Source organism: Vibrio litoralis DSM 17657 (genome assembly GCF_000426765.1).
Lineage (GTDB): Bacteria > Pseudomonadota > Gammaproteobacteria > Enterobacterales > Vibrionaceae > Vibrio > Vibrio litoralis.
Genome location: NZ_KE384568.1, coordinates 61,281 through 81,697, shown reverse-complemented (window position 1 = coordinate 81,697; position 20,417 = coordinate 61,281). Strand labels below are relative to the sequence as shown.

Genomic DNA, 20,417 nt, shown 5'->3' with positions numbered 1-20,417 from the left:
CACGAGACACGAGACACGAGACACGAGACACGAGACACGGTATTCTATTGCTATGAAAACACTCACAACACACAAACAAGTCATCTGGTTTGATGATTCTTTAATTAGCGAGTCTCTAGTTGAGCAGGCGTTCGATCCTGATTTTTGGCATAAGCAAAATAAAGTGCTAGGTTCGGCACAAGGCCGTGGTACGACGTGGTTTGTGCAAACAGAACAATTACCAGCGGCTTTACGTCATTATCGACGTGGTGGGTTATTTGGCAAGCTAATCAAAGATCATTATTGGTTTAGTCAATGGCATAATACTCGCAGTTGTGAAGAGTTTCAGCTTTTACAGCATTTGGTTAAAGCCGGTGTGAATGTACCTAGACCGATTGCCGCTCGTTCCGTTAAACGAACTTTTTGTTATCAAGCTGATATTTTGACGCAAAAAATTGAAGGTGCTCAAGATTTGGTTGGTATTTTACAGCAGCGCTCTTTAGACTTAGATACTTACCAATTAATTGGTGAGCAGGTTCGAAAATTACACCAAGCCAATGTAAACCATACCGATCTCAACATTCATAATATATTGTTAGATAAAGATAATAACGTGTGGATCATTGATTTTGATAAGTGCCATATTGAGCCCTATCTGAGGGAGACCAATTTCAGCGTGTGGCAGAAGTCAAACTTAGACCGTTTATTACGATCTTTCAAAAAAGAGCTAGTGAAAAGGCAGATTGATTGGGAGGAGAAAGATTGGAAAGCTTTGTTGTCTGGGTATCAACAAATAACTTAGTTATTGAGCATTAAAATAATTTGATATTGGATACTGTTTTTTGCACTGCACCTTGATTACGCTGAAGAACAGTGAATGCATTGTTTTTGCAATTTAATCTTTGCCCTTCAGATGAAAAAAGAGATGTTAAGTGCATTGCTATCTCATGAGAATTTTGACAAACAAAAGCTGCTTTAACCTCGGTTAACTGATTCGTGATATCAGTAAAATTGTAATAAGAGGAACCGATTAGGCAAGGTAGCCCAACCGCTGCTGGTTCTAATAGATTATGCCCTCCAACCTTATCACCCAACAAGCTTCCACCCATGAAACAGACATCTGCGGCTTGCATTAAAATTAGCATTTCGCCCATTGTATCGCCTAAGTAGACTTGTACTTGAGAGAAATCAGATTGAGGCTGTGTACGCTTTGCTGTGTTAAATCCTAATGTGTTTGATAGCTGATACACATCATTAAATCGTTCTGGATGACGAGGAACTAAAATTAATAACGCATTGGGATGAGTTTTTAATAATGTTTGATGGGCCGCTAAAACTTGCTCATCTTCCCCATTATGAGTGCTAGCTGCTATCCAGACAGATCTTTCCGTGCCAAGCTGCTCTCTTAATTGATGACCTGCTTCAATCGTTGCTGGGGGAATGATGATATCAAACTTTAAACTGCCTGTGACTGCAAGCTTTTCTGGTGGTACTCCTAACTGTTTAAATCGATCGGCATCAGATTGATGCTGGCACAATATACGAGTAATGCCATTTGATAATAGTTTGAATACTGATGGGAATTTCGCATAACGTTCAGCGGAGCGTTGCGATAAGCGAGCATTAATCACAGTAATAGGAGTGTTTGACTTGGCGACATAATGAATAGTGTTCGGCCACAGTTCCGTTTCCATAATAAGCATCATTTTAGGTTGAATAGAACGCAGGAATCCTTTAATCGCGAAAGGTAAATCCAACGGCATATAACGATGCTCAGCAATGTCGTTAAGCTTTTCAGCTTGTTCAGCTCCAGTACTTGTTGTGGTCGTGATCACTATAGGTGTATCTGGATACTTCTCTTTTAATTGCTTGATAAAGGGCGTAGCTGCGATCGTTTCACCAACCGAAACGGTATGAACCCAGATAGGTGCGGTGGATTGATCTTTGAGTGGTGGTGTTCGCCCAAAATGCTCCTTCCAACGAGGTCCAAATGAAGGTTTTCCCGATTTTTTCTTATATAACCCAAATAGCAAAAAAGGAGCGACTAGGATTAATAAAAAAGTGTAGACGTATCGGATCATGTTTATTTTATCCTATAAGCTACGGTAAGCATTCAGAACTTGTTCCGGCGCGAGATCTTTTAAGCATTTTAAGTGTTTTAATGGACATTCACGTTTAAAACATGGACGGCATTCAATATCAGTATGAACAATTGCCACTTTATCAGCCAAAGGTGGCGTGTATTGTGGTGATGTTGAGCCATAAACACCAATCACCTGGCAACCTACTGCTGCTGCAACGTGCATTAAACCAGAGTCATTACTGATTACTGTTTCGCAAGCCCCAAGTAAATCAACGGCTTCAATTAGGCTCGTTTTTCCTGATAAGTCAAAAATGTAATGCTGATTCTCAGCACTAATAGTTTGTTTTATAGCCTCTGTAATTGATTGATCTTTAGGGGAACCAAATAACCAGACTTGCTTACCATCTTGAATCATTTTTTCTGCTACAGCGGCATAGTGTTCAACGGGCCATTGTTTTGCTGGGCCAAATTCTGCCCCCGGACATAAACCAATTACGATTCTATCTTGGTTTAGTTCAAATTTTTCAATGGTATGTTGTTGGCACAATGAATCAATATACAACTTAGGTTTAGGTAAATGTTCAAGCCCGGGTAGAGAAGATGAATTGATCATTTCTGCTTTAGGGTGAGCAAGCGCCACATAACGCTCGATCATGTACTGAAAATCTTTTTTATTACTTCTTAGGTCGGTTAGCAAGCCATAACGCATTTCACCTTTCCAGCCAGTACGGACTGGGATCCCTGCAAACCAAGGAATTAAGGCAGATTTAGCTGAATTCGGTAAAACGAAAGCATGAGTATAATCTTGATGTTTAAGCTCTTTTCCTAGGGCGCGACGGCCTAAAAAATTAAAGTCACCATGACCAAGAGGCATTTCAATGGCTTGATGAACTTGAGGCATTCGTTCTAGGATTGGCTTACACCATGCGGGAGCAAGTACATCAATCAAGGCTTCAGGGTACTGTTGCTTTAACGTGATATAGAGAGATTGTGACATCACCATATCGCCAACCCAAGATGGACCGATGATTAGAATTTTCATAATAGGTTCCTATTGAGCCAGCAGATGTTCAAAAAAATCTATATGTTGCTTAGCTGTATTATGAACGGAGAACTCATCTAATACACGTTGTTGTGCTAATAAACCCATTGATTTTCTTGTTTGTTGAGAATGGCATAATGTTCGCATTTTTTCAGCAATCGCTTGACTGTTATTTACTGGCACCACAAAGCCAGACTCACCATCAATTAGTAGCTCTTTACCGCCACCAGTTGTGGTAACAATCGAAGGAACGGCCATTGCCATTGCTTCGATAATAGTCTTAGGTAAACCCTCTCCACTGACTGAAGGTTGAATTTGCATATCGCTAGTGGCGAGAATTTCAGGAACATCTTTTCTATAACCGAGGAAGTGAATTCGTTCTTCCATCCCGCTAGCTTTAGCAAGAGCAAGGTTGGCTTCAGTATCCATATCGCGACCAATTAAAAGAATATGTAATTGCTCTATATCGCTTAACTTGGAAGCGCTATCTAATAATACATGAACGCCTTTGCTCGGACGGGCATTAGCAATACAGGTGGCGACAATAGCATCATTAGGGAGGTTAAGATCCGAGCGTGAAATAGCTTGGGCCTGGTACCAAGAAAGATCATGGCCTTTATAGATTGTAACTACATTATTGGGATCCATCCAAACGCGTTTTCTTACATCGTCTGTCACAGCCTGTGCAACACAACTAATACCATTTACGCGAGGGTGTAAATGAGTTAAATAAGCGCTTGGGTCATGACGGTATAATCCACCGACTGTACCACGATAAGTCACCATTTTAGTGCTTTTGAAGCCGATACAAGCAAAAGCTGCATTAGGGATAGTTTTGGAGTTCATTGCATAGACGATGTCATAATGTGAGGAAGACAATTCAGTACGTAATGTTTTAATCGACTTGTAACATATTTTTTTCGTTGGGTAGCAGTTGATGACTTTGATACCATTTTTTTTAAAGCGAGGCACATATTCAGAATAACCTTGAGTCATTATAGTGACGTTATGCCCGAGTTTCACCATTTCGATGAACATTTCTGCTTCAGGGCGAACGCTATTCCATGAGTCTTTGTAAGAACTGAATATTAATATGTTCATTCTTTACCTTTAGTTATTATTTCTGTTATGAGGTCGATTGTGCGCTTAGAGTAATTTTCTTTATTATAGAGTAATGCATCTTCAGATAAATCAACAAGCAACTTATAGCTTTCAGGGTCATCTAAGAGTTTATGTATATTGTAACAAAACCCAGAAAGATTATATTCATCTAGGAGCCATTCTTGATATTTTTCTGGTAATATTTCTGATGCACCCACATCGCGTGTTGTTAAAACTGGAATGTGCATTGCTAATGCTTCAGGGATAACCATGCCAAACTCTTCGAATAGTGCAGGGTAAACAAAAATATCAATTGCGCTTAACCAGTAACCTGGAGTGGTATTTTTGGGTTTATAGATTAACTTTCCCGAAGTAACTATTGGGTGGTTATTATATTCTTGAGGTAATTGTTTTGCACCCATTATAAAGAAGCTTAAGTCATTTCTTTCTTTAGATAGTTCTTCACATATATCCAGGAATCTTTTCAGACCTCTTTTTTCAAAGTCCCCTGAAGTAATGAAACCAATGGTTTTATTTTTATAGGGGATCCCTAATTTTATTCTTGCGGATTCTTTACTTTTTTTTGATAATTCAACGTTGAAATTTTTTTCATTGAACCCTGGGTAGCAAACAGATATTAGTTTTTCTTTGAATCCATAGTCTATTAATTTTGACTTTGTAAATTGAGAGTTTGATATTATATGACAGTTGCTTTCCTTTAACCATTTAATATAATCATCTTTGGTTTCTTTATTTGGTATGTTATGTATAAAGGTAATGTCAGAGTTTTTTATTGAAAAGCTATGATCAATAATATAGTCACCATTTTTTTTATTTTTTATTTCGTTATTATCGTTCATTAAAGGTTTTCTAGGTATTGTTTTTAATTTTAATAATGTTGTAAAGAAACCTGTCTTGCACATTATGGAAAATGAAATTTTTTTTCTTCTTAAATAATCAGACTGCATTTTTATTAATTGGCCTGTTCCACTTTTTAAAGATATATTTTTTCTGTATAAAATGTATTTCATTCTTTTTTTCCAAATAAAAGGTAGCTATAACTCGCTGAAAATATCAAGTTTGAGACCAACTTTCCTGACCACATTGAATTGTAAGATTCAAAGAAATTGGCGATAAATAAAACGATAAAAAACACATATGTAACCCAAGTGATGTAAGGAGGAATCTTATTTTCTATCGATAGATAGTTGACACTTTTAAGTAAAAAGTAATATATGTATAACAATATCCACAAGCCTATAAATCCATATGACGAGGTTGTTTCTAAATAAAAGTTATGCAAGTGTCTATATCTGTCTTTAATCCATTGAGGAAAATTCGATTTTGACATGATTTCTTTTTTAGCATTTTCACCCCAACCTAATATTGGTTTTTCTTTTATCCATTTTAATGCTTCATTCCAACTATGTAATCGTATCCCTATGCTTGTATATGGAAGATTATCAATACCAGTATCAAGAGCTTTGAATACCACGTAATCTTCATTTTTTACTCTTTCTGATATAATAGGTTCTATTTTGTTTTCATATTTATAACCTACTAGTACAATAGGTATTGTTATTATGAAAAAAAATAAAATGTATTTAACTTTAAATTTAAAGTTAAACCTAAAGTTTACTTTTGTTATGAATAAAAATGTAGTTATTAATGTTGATATAATAACAGCTAACCATACTCCTCTTGTTTGAGATATAATTAGACCTGCAATGGATAAGATAATTGTAATGAATACGATTACCCCTTTGGATGCTTGGGTTGTAATGCTGTTTTTATGTCTATTGTTTACAATTGAGGGGATATAAAGTATGGCCATGATAAGTATTGTTGCCATTATAAGTGCAGTGTGTTGAGCATTTATTATCCCAAAGTCCACTCTCGTTCCTGATAGTCCCGATTGCCATTCTGAAATCCCCCCCCCTCTTGTGAAGGTTGAAATGAAGGTGGAAAGTATAAAAGCAGACCATATTAAGATGATGTTTTTTTCCTTTCCTTGTAGCCAATAACCTATAGGGATAAAGAGAAGAAGCCTAGAAAAATACCTTATGTCAGGAATGTTAGATGATAATTCTGGATATGTTATTTTTATATTTATCCATGTTATAATTGTTATTAATATACTGGCCAATAATATAAAAAATAATCGGTCGTTAATAAATTTATAGTTTGTTCTTTTTAGTATTAATATGAAACTTAATAATAGGATTACTTCAGCAGCTCTACCTAAAAAAGGAATGAGATTTGTACAGGTAGCATATAATAAGCAAACAATAAGCATGAAATTGTTTGTTTTCTGAGAAAATTCATTTTTTTGGGCCAGAGAGTAGTAAGTCATATTAGTTTATATTCTTGTTTTTATAAATGTTGAGTTCTATTTCAGGTCTTGTCTTCAATAAACGCAAAATCCACATATATTGTTCAGGTTTCTCAGAAACATAATGTTCAATACATTCATTCATCATCCTAGCATCTTGATGCTCATCGCCCGTAGGGAACGGCAGAGCAGGGTAGAAATCTAATTCGAACTGGCCTGTCTCTGTGTTGATCATAGCAAACAGAGGAACGATCTTCGCTTGGCTGAGTTTGGATAAACGACCTAACCCTGAAATCGTAGCTTTTTGAGTGGCAAAGAAATCAACAAAAACACTATGTTCTCGGCCAAGATCTTCATCGGGTAGATAGTAACCTAGGTATTTATCTTTACGTACTGACTTGATAAAAGGTTTGATTCCTACACTTCGGTCATACACACGACCACCGTATTGAACACGTTGTTTATGCATTAACCAGTCAGCAACTTTATTCTTTTGACCTTTGGCCATAGCGGAAACCGGTAATCCTCGAGAGGCAAGTAATACTGCGGGAATATCAATTGACCAAGTGTGTGGTACTAATAAAATGACGTTTTCATCATTGTCGAGTACGTTTTGAAGGTGCTCAAAGCCTCGAATGGACGTGTTTTTCTCCAACCAATGTTTACTGCGTAGAGTTAATAAAGGGAAGGTGAGCATGAACATAGAAGCAGTTACATATAGGTTATATAGGATAGCTTCGCGTTCTGATTCGGTTTTTTCTGGGAAGCATAATAGTAAGTTCACGCGAGCGCGATGAGTCGCCCCTGACTTTAGTTTTATAGCTTGTTTGGCAACAAATTTCGATAAACTAAGCTTTGCTGCGCGAGGTAAAAATGCGAACAGACAGGCAAAGAGTAGTGCAACCCAAGTTCCCCAATATTTAGGAGCCAGAAACGACCATTCAAAAGTTGGGTTATACGCTTTCTCATCAAAGTCATTACGTTGCTGGGTCATAAATACTCTATCAACTTATCTATAATATGAAGGCTATTTTAAAGTGTTAATCTGTCATCGCTGAAAAGCGACGTAGGAGCGCAGTTCAGGATCCCCTACAGTTTAATTCTTAACACGTGGTAGGAGATTCTGTATCTTCTTCGCTTAGGCTCATGTATGGAATGACAGTGTTTTATTTCGGCTTACTTATTAATCTCAGCCAAATACTCAGCGACACCTTGCGCAACGGTTTTAAATTCAACATCGCAACCTGCGGCGCGAAGTTTGTTTAGGTTCGCTTGGGTGTATTCTTGGTAAGCGCCTTTTAAATGCTCAGGGAATGGGATGGATTCAATCGTGCCTTTACCGTGATGTTTCACTACCGCTTCAGCAACTGCACGGAAAGGTTCCGCTTTGCCGGTACCACAGTTGAAAATGCCGGACACGCCATGTTCCATAAACCAAAGGTTCACTTTACATACATCGCCAACGTAGATGAAATCACGTTTGAACTCATCGCTGCCTTCAAACAATTTTGCATTTTCGCCCGCAAGTAATTGGTTGTTTAAGTGGAACGCCACTGAAGCCATGCTGCCTTTGTGTTGCTCGCGAGGGCCGTAAACATTGAAGTAACGGAAGCCGGTAATTTGAGAAAGCTTTTCACCGTGCGCCTCGGCATCTGCCCATAGACGACGCACGTAGTTATCAAATTGTTGTTTTGAATAACCGTAAACATTCAGCGCGCCTTCATATTCACGCTCTTCGATGAACTCTTGGTCTTGTGCTCCGTAGGTTGCAGCTGAAGAGGCGTAAAGGAATGGAATTTGACGATCAACACAGTAATGCAGCAACTCTTTAGAATACTCGTAGTTGTTGAGCATCATGTATTTGCCATCCCACTCAGTCGTCGCAGAGCACGCACCTTCGTGGAAAACCGCTTCAATCGGACCGAAATCATCGCCAGCCATGATTTGCGTTAAGAAGTCATCACGATCCATGTAATCGGTGATATCTAAGTCGACTAAATTAACGAACTTCTTACCGTTTTTTAGGTTGTCGACTACTAATATGTCGTTATAACCAGCTTCATTTAATGCTTTAACAATATTGCTGCCAATCATGCCAGCGCCGCCAGTAACGATAATCATATTTACTTCCTAAAGAATTCAAAAGACAGGGCAAAGTATATCAGAAGATAAGTTGAGAGAGGAAATAAAAGCGAACTTCAATAGTCGGGAGCCGAGGACGGTTTTTTCATCACTAATACTAAACATATGCGTCATCCTGAATAGCGAGGCACGAGTGTAGCTCAGGATCTCCTATAGGTAGTAAGGCACTTACAGTTGATTGTATAAATCAACCCATTCCTTATTGTGTTCTGTAATTAGGTTGCTTTTCCATTGTCTTTTCCAATGTTTTAATTGTTTCTCCCTTGAAATTGCTGACTCCATTACATTATGAATTTCGTAATAAACTAGATTGATAGTGTTATATCTATATGAAAACCCATTGACTTGTTTGTTTTTATGCTGCCATACACGCTGTTTTAGTTGACTGGTGACACCAATATATAACGATTGTTTATTATTGGATGAAAGGATGTACACACAAGGCTGGTTCATCATTGATTTTCCTTTATGGTTTGCATTAAGCCGTCATTTCTTTTTGAGGTCTGTATCAAGTCGTCATTCCTTTGTGGTTGTTATTAACCGTCATCCTTGAGGAGCCTAAGCGACATCGAGGATCTACATTCAGCGCGTGGTGAGTAGATTCCCGCTCTCGCTAAGGCTCGGCAGGAATGACGGATGGAGTAGAGCTTGCAGAAATGACGGATTCAACGCTCTATCATTTCTTTTGGGGGTCTGTATCAAGTCGTCATTCCTTTGTGGTTGTTATTAACCGTCATCCTTGAGGAGCCTAAGCGACATCGAGGATCTACATTCAGCGCGTGGTGAGTAGATTCCCGCTCTCGCTAAGGCTCGGCAGGAATGACGGATGGAATAAAGCTCGCAGAAATGACGGATTCAGTAAGGCTATACAGTAATGTAAAGGCTTCACAGAGCTATCATTCCTTTTTGAGCTTGTTATTAACTCGTCATTCTTGAGGAGCCTAAGAGACATCGAAGATCTATTCTCAATTTACACAATAACGTCGCTTGTAAACCTTGCCTTAAGCAACTCTTTGAATTTACCTTTCACCTCTGGCTCCCCATGAATCAAAAATATTTTTTTCGGTGATTTTTCAATCCCTTCAATAAACCGCAGTAAATCAGTCTGATCCGCATGAGCCGAATAGCCAGACATTGAATGTACCTCAGCTTCCACCTTTATCTTCTCATTAGAGATATAAACATGATTTTCACCTTCTTGCAGTTCGCGGCCAAGTGTTCCATAAGCTTGAAAGCCGGCGAGAATTACATCGGTTTGTGTGTGAGGGAGGAGGGCTTGTAGGTAGTTCATAATGCGGCCACCGCTACACATTCCGCTAGCAGCGACCACGATGGCGGGTTCGTTAGTAGAAGCCAGTCGATTAACCAATCTTGTATGCTCTTTATGGTTATCAACCGTGATTAATTGATCAAAAGAAAGTGGATGCCTAGCATTTTTGCTTTTATCCAGAGCCGTACATTCATCATTCCACAGTTGCTTGAAACGCTCGTATTCTTTGGTGACTTTTAATGCCAGTGGAGAATCTAAAATGATAGGCAATTGCTGCCAAAAATCATCGGAAGTGGTTTTGGTTTGAATGCTATGTTCAATCAAACGTTCGATATCAAATAAAATCTCTTGCGTGCGCCCAACACTAAAAGCCGGAATTAAAATCACGCCGCCATCTTGTAATGATTTTTGAACAATCTTTTCTAACCTTTGTGAGCGAGTACTTACATCGTCGTGTTGTTTGTTACCGTAAGTGGTTTCAATTACCAAGTAATCAACCGATTTAGGTGAGATTGGGTCCGGCAGCAGTGGCGTATTACTCGGCCCTAAATCACCAGAGAACACAATGATTTCATCATTCGGTAGTTTAACTTCGATATAAGCAGAACCTAGAATATGACCCGCAGGTTGAAAGCGAACTAGCAACGAGTGCGATTTTTTGCTCTTTTGCTTTTTATCTAGGGACCAGGAACTAGGAACTTCTTTTCCTTTAATGTTCCCCCACTCCCCATACTCCACAGGCACAATCAGCCTTTCAATTCGCTCTAAAATCAACGATCTCTGCTTCTTATTCAACCCCAGTTGGAGTTTTAGGCCATCTTCTAACATAATTGGAATAAGCGCAGCGGTTGCTTTGGTGCAATAAATCGGCTTATCAAAACCAGCGGCGAGTAACCAAGGTAGGCGGCCGATGTGGTCGATATGGGTATGGGTAATTAGTAAGGCTTCAATGTGTTGAATATCAAAATCAATATTAAGTACGGTAACGGGATCAGAAGCGGAATCTTTACCTTGAAACAGCCCACAATCAATTAAGATGCCATACTGATCGATACGTAGTTCATGGCATGAGCCAGTAACAGTATTTTTACCGCCATGGTGGAGAAGAAAATATTGGTATTCATCGTGTAATTGATACATGCGCGTAGTCATAAGTAAGCCTTATTAATAAAGTTTAACCTGCTGATTTTCATGAATACTAAGAGCTTTGGGTTAGGAAATCTGGATAGAGCGTTTTGTTTTCGATCAAGTTATCCTTTGTTATTGCGAATTGTGGGTCATGTGTCATAAATAAGAATGCTATATTGACTAAGATTTGTCCTAGGTGCGCTCGCGCAGAACCCTAGTTAGTGGTAGAATCCGCGCAAATTTTTACTTTCTTTTTAGAGATACGCCTTGAGGATGCGTTTAACCTTAGGGCGGTAGCGTGTCAATTTTCAGGAGTTCTCAGTGAGCCAGCCACCATCGCCATCGCACCATGCAGCGCAGCAACCCCAAATGCCACCCCAGTACTACTATCCGCAACCGCAAGATGATGAAATCGACCTTCGTGAGTTGTTTGCTGCGTTATGGAAAGGCAAATGGATAATTATTGCTTGTACTTTTGTTTGTACTGCCTTGGCAATTGTTTATGCATTAATGGCAAAAGAGCAGTGGTCGTCAACGGCTAAGATTGCTGAGCCGCAAGTAAGCGACTACAGTGAATATCAAAACCAAGTTGTTCTGTTTCAGCCTATTTTTGATGTTTACCAAGAAGACGGCACAGTGTTGGTCAGTAAGGCGCTTGATGGGCTAACTGATGCAAGAAAACTGTACGATTTATTTATCGATGAATTTAACTCATCTAGCAATAAAAAAGCTTTTTTAGAAACTTCGGCAATATTTAAAAAAGATAAAGCAGACTTAGATAACCCAGAAGACGAAGGTGCTTTACGCAAGCTTTACAGTGATTGGTATAAGTTCTTATCGATTAAACCTGAAGATGCTAAAAGAGTTGATGGTCCGTATGTGATCACCGTAAGTGCAGAAACCTCACAAGATAGTTTTGAGCTGTTAAATAACTACATTGCTTTTGTTGATACTAAAGTGCATCAAAAAGCACTCAACAACCTTGCAGCAACAATTAGTTCTAAAAAGAACGAGCTAAAACAGCAATCAATTATGCTAACTAAGCAAGCTGAGCAGCGTTTGTTAGTTGAAAAAGAGCGCAGTGAATACGCTTTAAATATTGCTCAAGCTGCAGGGGTGAATAAACCACTGCAAAACTTTGGTGATAAAGAGATTTTTGCGATTAATCTTGGCTCTGATGCCTTAACAGCGAAAGTAAATGCATTAAGTAAAGTGAAAAACTTAAGCGTAATCGAACCAAGACTTGAGCAATTAAGTTCTAAGTTAGAGCAGATAGACCAATTAGAAATTAATAAAGATGTGAAGTTTTCAGCTTATCGTTATTTGGACCAGCCTGAACGTTCTGTTTCCAAGGATAAGCCAAGACGTATAATCATTGTGCTTATAGGTTTAATTCTGGGAGGGTTCATTTCTGCTTTGTTTATCATTATCCGGTTTATATTTCTAAGGGAAGAAAATGTCTAGTGAAACCAATAAACAAGAAATAGTATACGTATCAGGTACTTTCGATTTGTTTCATAGTAATCACTTGAAAATGATTAAATACGGCCGAGGTTTAGGTGATGTATTGATCGTGGGTGTTAGTACAGACGAATTAGTATGTAGCTATAAAAAACCACCTGCAGTTCCATTTGAAGAGAGAATTGCAATAGTTGAAGGGTTGAAATATCCTGATTTGGTTATTCCTCAACATGTTTTAGAGCATACAGAAACGGTAAAAAAACTAAATATTACTAGATTTGTAATTGGTGATGACTGGTATGGAAAATATGATTACTTGAAAGATCTTGGAGTTGAAGTTTTTTATATGCCTTATGGGATGGGAGTTAGTTCGACTAATTTAAAAGAAAAAATACATGATCAATACTCAGCTTTAATAAGGAATAGTGATGAGCACCCTATCCCCGAACCAAAATAAATTAAAAATATTAATTACTGGTGGTAATGGTGATTTAGCTAAAGGCCTATATCATGATTTATCTGATTCATATGATATCAGTTTACCCGATAAAAATGAGCTTAACGTATCATCTATAGAATCAGTATCAAGTTATTTTCGCAATAATGAATTTGATATAATAGTTAATGCTGCAGGAACACTTTACTCATCAAATTTTTTAGATTCTGAGCCAGAGAAATGGATTAGAGATATTGAAGTTAATTTAATTGGTACCTATTTAATATCTCGGTTTGGTATAGAGAAAAATAAAAATGTTGTTATTTTAAATATATCATCAACTGCAGCTTATGCATCATATTCAGATTGGACTTCATATTGTGCTGCTAAAGCTGGAGTGATGAAACTATCATCAGGTATGTTAAAAGAGGGTTTTAACATAATAACATTATGTCCAGGTGCAATAGATACAAAAATAAGAAACGGTTTAAAAATAAACAACCCTAATGTTATGACTCTAAGTGAAGGTATTCAACCTATTAAGGATTCTATTAAGGGTAAATATAAATCTGGTGATATTGTTTTTTATAGAAAAAATGAATTAGAGATTAGGTCTGATTTTGAATGATGCGTTTTTTTTCTAAAAAAATTATACTTAATAAAAATAGAATTAATCTTTTTAAAAATATATTTTCATTAGTAATATTACAATTTTCAAATTATATAGCTCCCTTGTTAGTACTTCCTTACTTGGGAAGAGTTTTAGGTATTGAAGGTTTTGGTTATGTTGCCATTATTTTATCTTTGTGTGGGATATTAAATTTAGTTATAGATTACGGTTTTAATAATTCAGCTGTGCCTTATATTGCAAAGAATATAAGTGATAAAATAAAAGTCAATAAAATAATTACTAGTGTTTTATGTGTCAGGCTGAGTTTGGTTTTATTTGTAACAGTCGTTCTTGTGTCATTAAAAGATACTATTGAAATTATTCATTTAAATAATGAATTGATTTTTTATATATTTTTGACTTTACTAGGGCAGTCGTTACAAGCTATATACCTTTTTCAAGGTATAGAAAAAATGAAACTCATGACATACGCTATTATGAGCAGTAAACTAATTTACTTGATAATGGTGTTTGTTCTTGTGAGTAATGAAAATGATGTAAATGATGTTATTTTATCTTTAGGTCTAAGTAGTTTACTTGGAGGTGTTGTATCATTTTTATTAGTATTTAAGCAAGGTTACAGTTTTTATAAAGTCAGTGTTTCTGAAGTTTTTTTTCAAGTTAAATCTAGCTTTCCTTTCTTTATTTCACGCGCAGCAGTAACGATTTATACCTCAGCAAGCGTCTTTATTGTAGGCTCTTTCTCTGGAAAGCTTCAAGCAGGTTATTATGGAAGTAGTGAAAAATTATTTCAGGCTGCACAAAGCGCTACATTACCAATAATATCCGCTCTTTATCCATATTTGGTTAAAAATAAAGATTATAAGTTTTTTTTCAAACTCGTATTTTCAATGTTTTTTCTAATAATGTTGGTAAGTTTATTGTGTATTTATTTTTCATCAGGGTTATTACTATTGATTTTTGGTGAAGAATTCACATCTGCATCTGATGTTTTTTCTGTATTCATGATAATTGTGCCAATAACATTCCTGTCCATGAGTTTTGGTTATCCAGCCTTTGCCTTGCTTGATAAGATCAAAATAGCAAATATATCAGTAATGATTGGTAGTTTTTTTCATATTTCATTACTTACAGTTTTATATGGTTTAAATTTAGTTAATGCTTTTAATGTGGTTTGCTGTTTATTGATGACTGAAAGCCTTGTTTGTCTTATTCGTATATCATCATTTTTTAAATATTATAAACATGCCAAAATAAAGGTAAATAAAATTCATGAATAAACTAATATCTTTCTTTTTAAAAAGTATTTTGATAGTAACTAGTGGTATTAGAAATAGAATAGTATATTTAAGTTTCCCTGATTATGATGATATGTTACGCGGGCTTTTACCGCACTTAAAAAAAATGGAAGTAATTATATTAGTATCAAAAGATGGATCTACACCATTGTGGCTAGATGAATATAATGTAAAAGTAGTCGATAAGAAATCTATTAAGGGTTTTTATTATTTACTTTCGGCTCAAGTAATATATTTCACACATGGTATTTATAGTTTCTACCCTAAGGTTAATGCAAAAAGACAGAAAATTATAAATTTATGGCATGGAATGCCATTAAAAAATATCGGTTATTTGGATGGGAAAACCAGTGTTCCAGATTGTCATTATTGTTTGGCTACATCAGACTTTTTTGCTGATTTAATGTCTAAAGCATTTGGACTTTCGCTTGATGATGTCATTGTGAGTGGTTTACCGAGAAATGATTTACTGATGAAAGAAACAAAAAATGATTACCTATTAGCTTTGAAAAATAAATATTCTACTGTTGTTTGTTGGCTTCCAACATATAGAAAATCTAATATTGGTGACATTCGTTCTGATGGGAAAAGTGATTATAATATTAAATATAATTGGATGATTATTAATGAATATTATAAAAGACAAAATGCAATATTGATTTTAAAACCACATCCAATGGATGCGGATATTAATACAAATATTGATTTTAGTAATATAATTATATTGACTGAAGATTCGATGAATGATGTTAACACATCACTATACGAAGTGTTATCGATTACTGATATGTTATGGACGGATTATTCTTCAGTTTTTATTGATTATGCTCTAACTAATAAACCTATTGTTTTTATATCCCCTGATATTAGCGAGTATAAGGCCTCAAGAGGGTTTGCCTATGATACTGATATATATCCCTTACCTGGTAGATCTTTTAAGGATGTAAACGAGGTTCTTTCATGCTCGCTAAGAGAGTTATCTATTAGTTCTAATTATGACAATTCTTTGTATCAAAAATATAAAATTTTTAATTTTGAGGCTTTGAAGTAGTGCCTTACTTTTTGTTTTTTTACAGTTTTTTATTTTCTATTGTTGTATTGTCTTTTTCACAAAGCGTACACTCGAAAGATCAGAGAATATTATCCATATTATTGTTATCGTTCCTATTGTTAACATTTTGTTTTTCTTATCAGCATGGAGTGGATTGGCTTGCATACTATAAAGACTATTATGGTATAGAAAGTTATCAATTTGAAATAGGTTATAAGTTTATAAGTTCAACCTTTAAAAATATAGGTGTGAATTTTTGGGTTATGAGTGCTGGAATCAAGTTTTTTTTGATTTTTAGTTTGTATTTAATGCTGAAAAAATTCCAAGTTCCTTATATACCAGTAGTGTTGGTCTTTTTTATCATAATTAATTATCACTTGACAAGCAATGTTCTTAGGCAAGATGTAGCGCTAGCATTTGTATTTATTGGGTTCTTATTTATAGCTGAAAGAATAAAATACACTATTTGTTTTATTTTGTTCGCATCTTTATTTCACATATCTGCTGTAACAGTATTATTATCGTTAATAGTGTATAAGTTTAATGCAGTTAGGAAGTTTGCAATTTTTTTCATTCCAATACTGTTGACGATGGCACTTTTAAAAGTATCAATATTTGGATGGGTTTTAGAATTTATAAAATCAATAAATATATATCCGTTTATGATAAGTAAGCTAATTGCTTATTTTTCTCAAGATGCACTTCCAATCAGTTTTGGTATGATAATTCGTCTATTTTTGTTTTTTATTTCATCTGTATTTTTTTATAAACTAGGCTTTGGAAAGACTAGTGATATTAAATCATCGAGTAGAGTTTTAATTGTATTTACATATAGTTTAATGTTGACATCAATATTGATTGAACTGGTGTTCTTTCAAACTCGGACTGTAGTTGTAAGGCTTAACTTATATTATTCGGTATTTTTTATTATATTACCAATGCATTTACTTTTTTATTTTAACACCGTTAAAATTATGATGGTAAAAATATTCTTTGTTACTTACATGATGCTTTCAGCTTTCTCTTTAAGTCAAAAACCATTTTTTTATGACTTTTATATTAATTATAATAATTATTTATATTTTAATTTAAAACCTGATTTTTATGAAGAATCAGATAAAGCAATCAAAGTTAATAAATTTTGGGATTCATATGTTCCACCATAGGCTTTTACAATGAAAAGAATTCTTATTAACGCTTCAAACCTCCATGTAGGAGGCGGTGTTCAAGTTGCTGCTTCATTTATCACTGAACTATATAAGCTAAAGAAATTTAATTTCTCTATTGTGTGTTCAACTGCTGTTTATGAAAGTTTATCCGATTATGTAATTAGTGATGAATTCACTAGTTTTGAGGTTGTAAATGTATTTGGATTTAAAAAGTTAAATTATAAAGACCTAATTAAATTTAATGGGCACGATGTTTGCTTTACTATTTTTGGCCCATTTTACCCTTCAATAGACGTTAAATATCATATTTGTGGCTTTGCTCAAGCCTGGATCGCTTATCCAAATAATGAAGCTTATAAAAAATTCCCTTTGGTATCGCAGTGGAAAAGTAAAATTAAATTTTGGATTCAAAAGCAATACTTTAAAAAATATGATCTTTTAGTTGTAGAGCAAGATCATGTTAAACATGCCTTGTCTAAGATAGGTTTTGATCATAAGAGAGTAGAAGTTGTCAATAATTGTGTGTCTTCTTTATATCTAAATCCTGATGAATGGTTACCTATAAAAGGTGGGCTACCAAAAAATAATAAACCTATTCTAGGGTTTATTGGTCGGGCATATCCACATAAAAATTTAAATATTTTAATTATGGTTAATGATATTCTCATTCGTGAGTATGACCTGAACTTGAATTTTATTTTCACCTTAACTGATGAAGAGATGGCCTCTTTGAAGTTTGACCAGATTGACAATTTTTATAGCGTTGGTTCTTTATCTGCTCAGCAATGTCCTGATTTTTATTCTAAAATTGATGCGCTAATATTTCCAAGCCTTCTTGAGTGTTTTTCTGCATCACCAATAGAAGCTATGTGCATGGGAACGCCCGTTATTGCTTCCAATAGAGATTTTATAAAAGATATTTGTAAGGATTCAGCTGTTTACTTTGATCCATTAAATCCTTTTGATATTGCTGAAAAGATAGTTCGGTTACTTTCCGATGAAAATTTAAAAGAAACAAAGGTTAATCTAGGATATTCAATAACTAAAAATTTATCTGTAGCAGAAGATAGGGCAAATAATTACGTTAGTATTATTCAATCCAAATTGAATGAATCACATAAAAAATAGAGTTGACTAATTATGTTCAAAAACAAAGTTTTACTAATCACAGGTGGTACTGGCTCTTTTGGTAATGCCGTGCTCGATCGCTTTCTAGAGACCGATATTAAAGAAGTTCGTATTTTTTCTCGTGATGAGAAAAAACAAGATGATATGCGTAAAAAATATAACTCATCTAAACTGAAGTTTTATATTGGTGATGTACGGGATCCGCAGAGTATCTCAAATGCGATGCGTGGTGTTGACTACGTATACCACGCTGCAGCGCTCAAGCAAGTACCTTCTTGTGAGTTTTATCCACTTGAGGCTGTCAAAACTAATGTTATAGGTACTGAGAATGTCTTAGAAGCGGCAATTTTTCATAATGTTAAGCGTGTTGTTTGTTTAAGTACCGACAAGGCCGTTTACCCTATTAATGCTATGGGAATATCCAAAGCGCTGATGGAAAAAGTCATCGTTGCTAAAAGCCGTAATCTTGAGCACACCAGTACCACCATTTGTGCGACTCGCTATGGTAACGTTATGGCATCTCGTGGGTCTGTTATTCCATTGTTTTTGCGACAAATTATTGGCGATCAACCAATCACGATCACTGACCCTAACATGACTCGTTTTATGATGACTCTAAATGATGCGGTTGATTTGGTACTCCATGCGTTTGAACATGGCTCAAATGGTGATATTTTTGTGCAAAAAGCACCAGCAGCCACAATTGATGTGCTAGTAAAGGCACTGCTTAAGATCACAAATAAGCCAGATCACTCAGTCGGCATTATAGGCACTCGTCATGGTGAAAAGCTCTATGAAGCACTATGTAGTCGTGAAGAGATGTTCGTCGCTGAAGATCAAGGTGGCTATTACCGCATACCTTCAGATAATCGCGACTTAAATTACTCAAAATTTAATGAAGAAGGTGAGAAAGACCTTTCTATTATCGAAGATTATAACTCACATAACACTGAACGCTTAGATGTCGATGGCATGATTAAGTTATTACATAAGCTTGATTTCATTGCAGACATTGAAGCTGGAAGCCTTATTGTGCCAGAGGGAGTGTAAATGAAAATTGTTGTTACTGGAGCAAAAGGTTTTATTGGTAAAAATTTATGTGTCATGCTCCGTGAACAAGGCCATCAAGATATAATTGAAATTGGTCGAGATACATCGCCGGAGCAATTAAAACATTCACTTCGCGAAGCTGATTTTGTTTACCATTTGGCTGGTATAAACCGACCTAAGAATGAATCCGAGTTTTTGGAAGGAAATACCGATTTTACTAACTACATCATCGGTGAGTTAAATGCATCTAATAAAACTGCTACTTTAGTTGTTAGCTCTTCGACCCAGGCCAACCAAGATAATGCGTATGGACGTAGTAAAGCTTTAGCTGAAAAATCGGTTGAGCAATATGGTATTGAAACCGGTGCTTCTTATTATATTTATCGGTTACCTAATGTTTTTGGCAAGTGGTGTCGCCCCAATTATAACTCATTTGTTGCTACGTTTTGCTATAACACATTAAACGATATCGATATTACCATTCATAATCCCGACTCACCTGTGACCCTGGTTTATATTGATGATGTCTGTCAAAGTTTTATATCGCTACTTAATAGTAATACACCATCTGGCCAGCAACTTATTCATCAAGAGTTTTCGACAACTGTTGGCGAAGTGGCAACGTTACTTAGAGCATTCAAACAAAGCCGTGAGAACTTAATAACAGAAAATGTAGGAACAGGCTTTGCGCGAGCGCTTTATTCAACTTACCTCAGTTATATGACGCCTGAGCAGTTTAATTACGCTATTCCTAGTTATGGGGATGAACGTGGAGTGTTCAGTGAAATGCTCAAAACGAAAGATTCTGGGCAATTTTCATTTTTTACAGCACATCCAGGCATTACTCGTGGTGGGCATTACCACCATTCTAAAAATGAAAAATTCTTGGTATTAAAAGGTAAAGCTCTATTTAAGTTTGAACACATTATTACAGGTGAGCGTTATGAGCTTCATACCGATGGTGTTGAGCCACAAATTGTAGAAACGGTTCCTGGATGGTCGCATGATATTACTAATATTGGTGATGAAGAGATGATTGTTATGTTATGGGCAAATGAAATCTTTGATCGTGAAGCACCAGATACCTTTGCTCGCCCGCTGTAGTCATAGAGAGAA

The 20,417-nt window shown here is 35.9% G+C and carries 19 protein-coding genes; 10 read left to right on the top strand and 9 right to left on the bottom strand.

What is annotated here, in order from left to right; translation table 11 throughout:
* The first annotated feature begins 52 nt into the window (after positions 1-52).
* Entirely contained in the window at positions 53-781 is a 729-nt protein-coding gene (locus tag K358_RS0117300) for a 3-deoxy-D-manno-octulosonic acid kinase (protein WP_027697993.1), read from the top strand.
* 10 nt (positions 782-791) lie between these two features.
* Here the strand turns inward: K358_RS0117300 and waaA are convergent, their stop codons facing one another.
* The 9 genes from waaA to K358_RS0117255 all read right to left on the bottom strand — a co-directional run bounded on the left by waaA (position 792) and on the right by K358_RS0117255 (position 11,101).
* Positions 792-2,060 carry a lipid IV(A) 3-deoxy-D-manno-octulosonic acid transferase gene (gene waaA / locus K358_RS0117295; RefSeq protein WP_027697992.1) on the bottom strand — a complete coding sequence of 423 codons (1,269 nt, stop codon included), beginning with the start codon at positions 2,058-2,060 and terminating at the stop codon, positions 792-794.
* Positions 2,061-2,072: 12 nt separating this feature from the next.
* Positions 2,073-3,104 (bottom strand): lipopolysaccharide heptosyltransferase II, encoded by a 1,032-nt coding sequence (gene waaF, locus K358_RS0117290; protein WP_038150395.1) that lies wholly within the window; start codon positions 3,102-3,104, stop codon positions 2,073-2,075.
* A gap of 9 nt (positions 3,105-3,113) precedes the next feature.
* Positions 3,114-4,205 (bottom strand): glycosyltransferase family 4 protein, encoded by a 1,092-nt coding sequence (locus tag K358_RS0117285; protein WP_027697990.1) that lies wholly within the window; start codon positions 4,203-4,205, stop codon positions 3,114-3,116.
* The gene (locus tag K358_RS0117280) at positions 4,202-5,236 is read right to left on the bottom strand and encodes a glycosyltransferase family 4 protein (RefSeq protein ID WP_027697989.1); all 1,035 of its coding nucleotides are present in this window, start codon (positions 5,234-5,236) and stop codon (positions 4,202-4,204) included. The genes K358_RS0117285 and K358_RS0117280 overlap by 4 nt, the downstream gene beginning before the upstream one ends.
* A complete protein-coding gene (locus tag K358_RS0117275) occupies positions 5,233-6,558 on the bottom strand; it encodes an O-antigen ligase family protein (RefSeq protein WP_027697988.1) in 1,326 nt (441 codons plus the stop codon). The genes K358_RS0117280 and K358_RS0117275 overlap by 4 nt, the downstream gene beginning before the upstream one ends.
* Before the next feature lies 1 nt (position 6,559).
* Positions 6,560-7,531 (bottom strand): lauroyl-Kdo(2)-lipid IV(A) myristoyltransferase, encoded by a 972-nt coding sequence (gene lpxM / locus K358_RS0117270; RefSeq protein ID WP_027697987.1) that lies wholly within the window; start codon positions 7,529-7,531, stop codon positions 6,560-6,562.
* 182 nt (positions 7,532-7,713) lie between these two features.
* Complete coding sequence (gene rfaD / locus K358_RS0117265; RefSeq protein ID WP_027697986.1) at positions 7,714-8,658, bottom strand: ADP-glyceromanno-heptose 6-epimerase; 945 nt, start codon at positions 8,656-8,658, stop codon at positions 7,714-7,716.
* 189 nt (positions 8,659-8,847) lie between these two features.
* Entirely contained in the window at positions 8,848-9,135 is a 288-nt protein-coding gene (locus tag K358_RS0117260; RefSeq protein ID WP_027697985.1) for a GIY-YIG nuclease family protein, read from the bottom strand.
* Positions 9,136-9,649: 514 nt separating this feature from the next.
* On the bottom strand, positions 9,650-11,101 hold the full coding sequence (locus tag K358_RS0117255) for an MBL fold metallo-hydrolase (protein ID WP_027697984.1): 1,452 nt from the start codon (positions 11,099-11,101) through the stop codon (positions 9,650-9,652).
* 297 nt (positions 11,102-11,398) lie between these two features.
* On the opposite strand from K358_RS0117255, the gene K358_RS0117250 reads away from it, so the two are divergent.
* The 9 genes from K358_RS0117250 to wbjC are packed head-to-tail and all read left to right on the top strand — an operon-like array spanning position 11,399 to position 20,405.
* Positions 11,399-12,541 (top strand): LPS O-antigen chain length determinant protein WzzB, encoded by a 1,143-nt coding sequence (locus tag K358_RS0117250; protein ID WP_027697983.1) that lies wholly within the window; start codon positions 11,399-11,401, stop codon positions 12,539-12,541.
* Positions 12,534-12,995, top strand: a complete 462-nt coding sequence (locus tag K358_RS0117245; protein WP_027697982.1) for an FAD synthase family protein — start codon at positions 12,534-12,536, stop codon at positions 12,993-12,995. The genes K358_RS0117250 and K358_RS0117245 overlap by 8 nt, the downstream gene beginning before the upstream one ends.
* Positions 12,967-13,602: an SDR family oxidoreductase gene (locus K358_RS0117240; RefSeq protein ID WP_027697981.1), complete on the top strand. Its 636-nt coding sequence runs from the start codon at positions 12,967-12,969 to the stop codon at positions 13,600-13,602. Before K358_RS0117245 ends, K358_RS0117240 begins: the two co-directional genes overlap by 29 nt.
* On the top strand, positions 13,599-14,885 hold the full coding sequence (locus tag K358_RS0117235) for an oligosaccharide flippase family protein (RefSeq protein WP_027697980.1): 1,287 nt from the start codon (positions 13,599-13,601) through the stop codon (positions 14,883-14,885). Before K358_RS0117240 ends, K358_RS0117235 begins: the two co-directional genes overlap by 4 nt.
* Positions 14,878-15,954, top strand: a complete 1,077-nt coding sequence (locus K358_RS18700; RefSeq protein WP_051241366.1) for a CDP-glycerol glycerophosphotransferase family protein — start codon at positions 14,878-14,880, stop codon at positions 15,952-15,954. The genes K358_RS0117235 and K358_RS18700 overlap by 8 nt, the downstream gene beginning before the upstream one ends.
* Positions 15,954-17,120: an EpsG family protein gene (locus K358_RS0117225; RefSeq protein ID WP_027697979.1), complete on the top strand. Its 1,167-nt coding sequence runs from the start codon at positions 15,954-15,956 to the stop codon at positions 17,118-17,120. The genes K358_RS18700 and K358_RS0117225 overlap by 1 nt, the downstream gene beginning before the upstream one ends.
* Before the next feature lie 9 nt (positions 17,121-17,129).
* Positions 17,130-18,251 carry a glycosyltransferase gene (locus K358_RS0117220; protein WP_027697978.1) on the top strand — a complete coding sequence of 374 codons (1,122 nt, stop codon included), beginning with the start codon at positions 17,130-17,132 and terminating at the stop codon, positions 18,249-18,251.
* Between the two features lie 12 nt (positions 18,252-18,263).
* Positions 18,264-19,301, top strand: a complete 1,038-nt coding sequence (locus tag K358_RS0117215; protein ID WP_027697977.1) for a polysaccharide biosynthesis protein — start codon at positions 18,264-18,266, stop codon at positions 19,299-19,301.
* On the top strand, positions 19,302-20,405 hold the full coding sequence (wbjC, locus tag K358_RS0117210) for a UDP-2-acetamido-2,6-beta-L-arabino-hexul-4-ose reductase (RefSeq protein ID WP_027697976.1): 1,104 nt from the start codon (positions 19,302-19,304) through the stop codon (positions 20,403-20,405).
* Positions 20,406-20,417: the final 12 nt, after the last annotated feature.

What these genes read in the sequence shown, in the direction of transcription:
- K358_RS0117240 (WP_027697981.1), top strand. Translation starts at nt 12,967, where the DNA reads ATGAGCACCCTATCCCCGAACCAAAATAAATTAAAAATATTAATTACT.
- K358_RS0117215 (WP_027697977.1), top strand. Translation starts at nt 18,264, where the DNA reads ATGTTCAAAAACAAAGTTTTACTAATCACAGGTGGTACTGGCTCTTTT.
- K358_RS0117255 (WP_027697984.1), bottom strand. Translation starts at nt 11,101, where the DNA reads ATGACTACGCGCATGTATCAATTACACGATGAATACCAATATTTTCTT.
- K358_RS0117245 (WP_027697982.1), top strand. Translation starts at nt 12,534, where the DNA reads ATGTCTAGTGAAACCAATAAACAAGAAATAGTATACGTATCAGGTACT.
- waaF (WP_038150395.1), bottom strand. Translation starts at nt 3,104, where the DNA reads ATGAAAATTCTAATCATCGGTCCATCTTGGGTTGGCGATATGGTGATG.
- K358_RS0117235 (WP_027697980.1), top strand. Translation starts at nt 13,599, where the DNA reads ATGATGCGTTTTTTTTCTAAAAAAATTATACTTAATAAAAATAGAATT.
- K358_RS0117275 (WP_027697988.1), bottom strand. Translation starts at nt 6,558, where the DNA reads ATGACTTACTACTCTCTGGCCCAAAAAAATGAATTTTCTCAGAAAACA.
- rfaD (WP_027697986.1), bottom strand. Translation starts at nt 8,658, where the DNA reads ATGATTATCGTTACTGGCGGCGCTGGCATGATTGGCAGCAATATTGTT.
- K358_RS18700 (WP_051241366.1), top strand. Translation starts at nt 14,878, where the DNA reads ATGAATAAACTAATATCTTTCTTTTTAAAAAGTATTTTGATAGTAACT.
- lpxM (WP_027697987.1), bottom strand. Translation starts at nt 7,531, where the DNA reads ATGACCCAGCAACGTAATGACTTTGATGAGAAAGCGTATAACCCAACT.
- wbjC (WP_027697976.1), top strand. Translation starts at nt 19,302, where the DNA reads ATGAAAATTGTTGTTACTGGAGCAAAAGGTTTTATTGGTAAAAATTTA.
- K358_RS0117285 (WP_027697990.1), bottom strand. Translation starts at nt 4,205, where the DNA reads ATGAACATATTAATATTCAGTTCTTACAAAGACTCATGGAATAGCGTT.
- waaA (WP_027697992.1), bottom strand. Translation starts at nt 2,060, where the DNA reads ATGATCCGATACGTCTACACTTTTTTATTAATCCTAGTCGCTCCTTTT.
- K358_RS0117260 (WP_027697985.1), bottom strand. Translation starts at nt 9,135, where the DNA reads ATGATGAACCAGCCTTGTGTGTACATCCTTTCATCCAATAATAAACAA.
- K358_RS0117220 (WP_027697978.1), top strand. Translation starts at nt 17,130, where the DNA reads ATGAAAAGAATTCTTATTAACGCTTCAAACCTCCATGTAGGAGGCGGT.
- K358_RS0117280 (WP_027697989.1), bottom strand. Translation starts at nt 5,236, where the DNA reads ATGAAATACATTTTATACAGAAAAAATATATCTTTAAAAAGTGGAACA.
- K358_RS0117300 (WP_027697993.1), top strand. Translation starts at nt 53, where the DNA reads ATGAAAACACTCACAACACACAAACAAGTCATCTGGTTTGATGATTCT.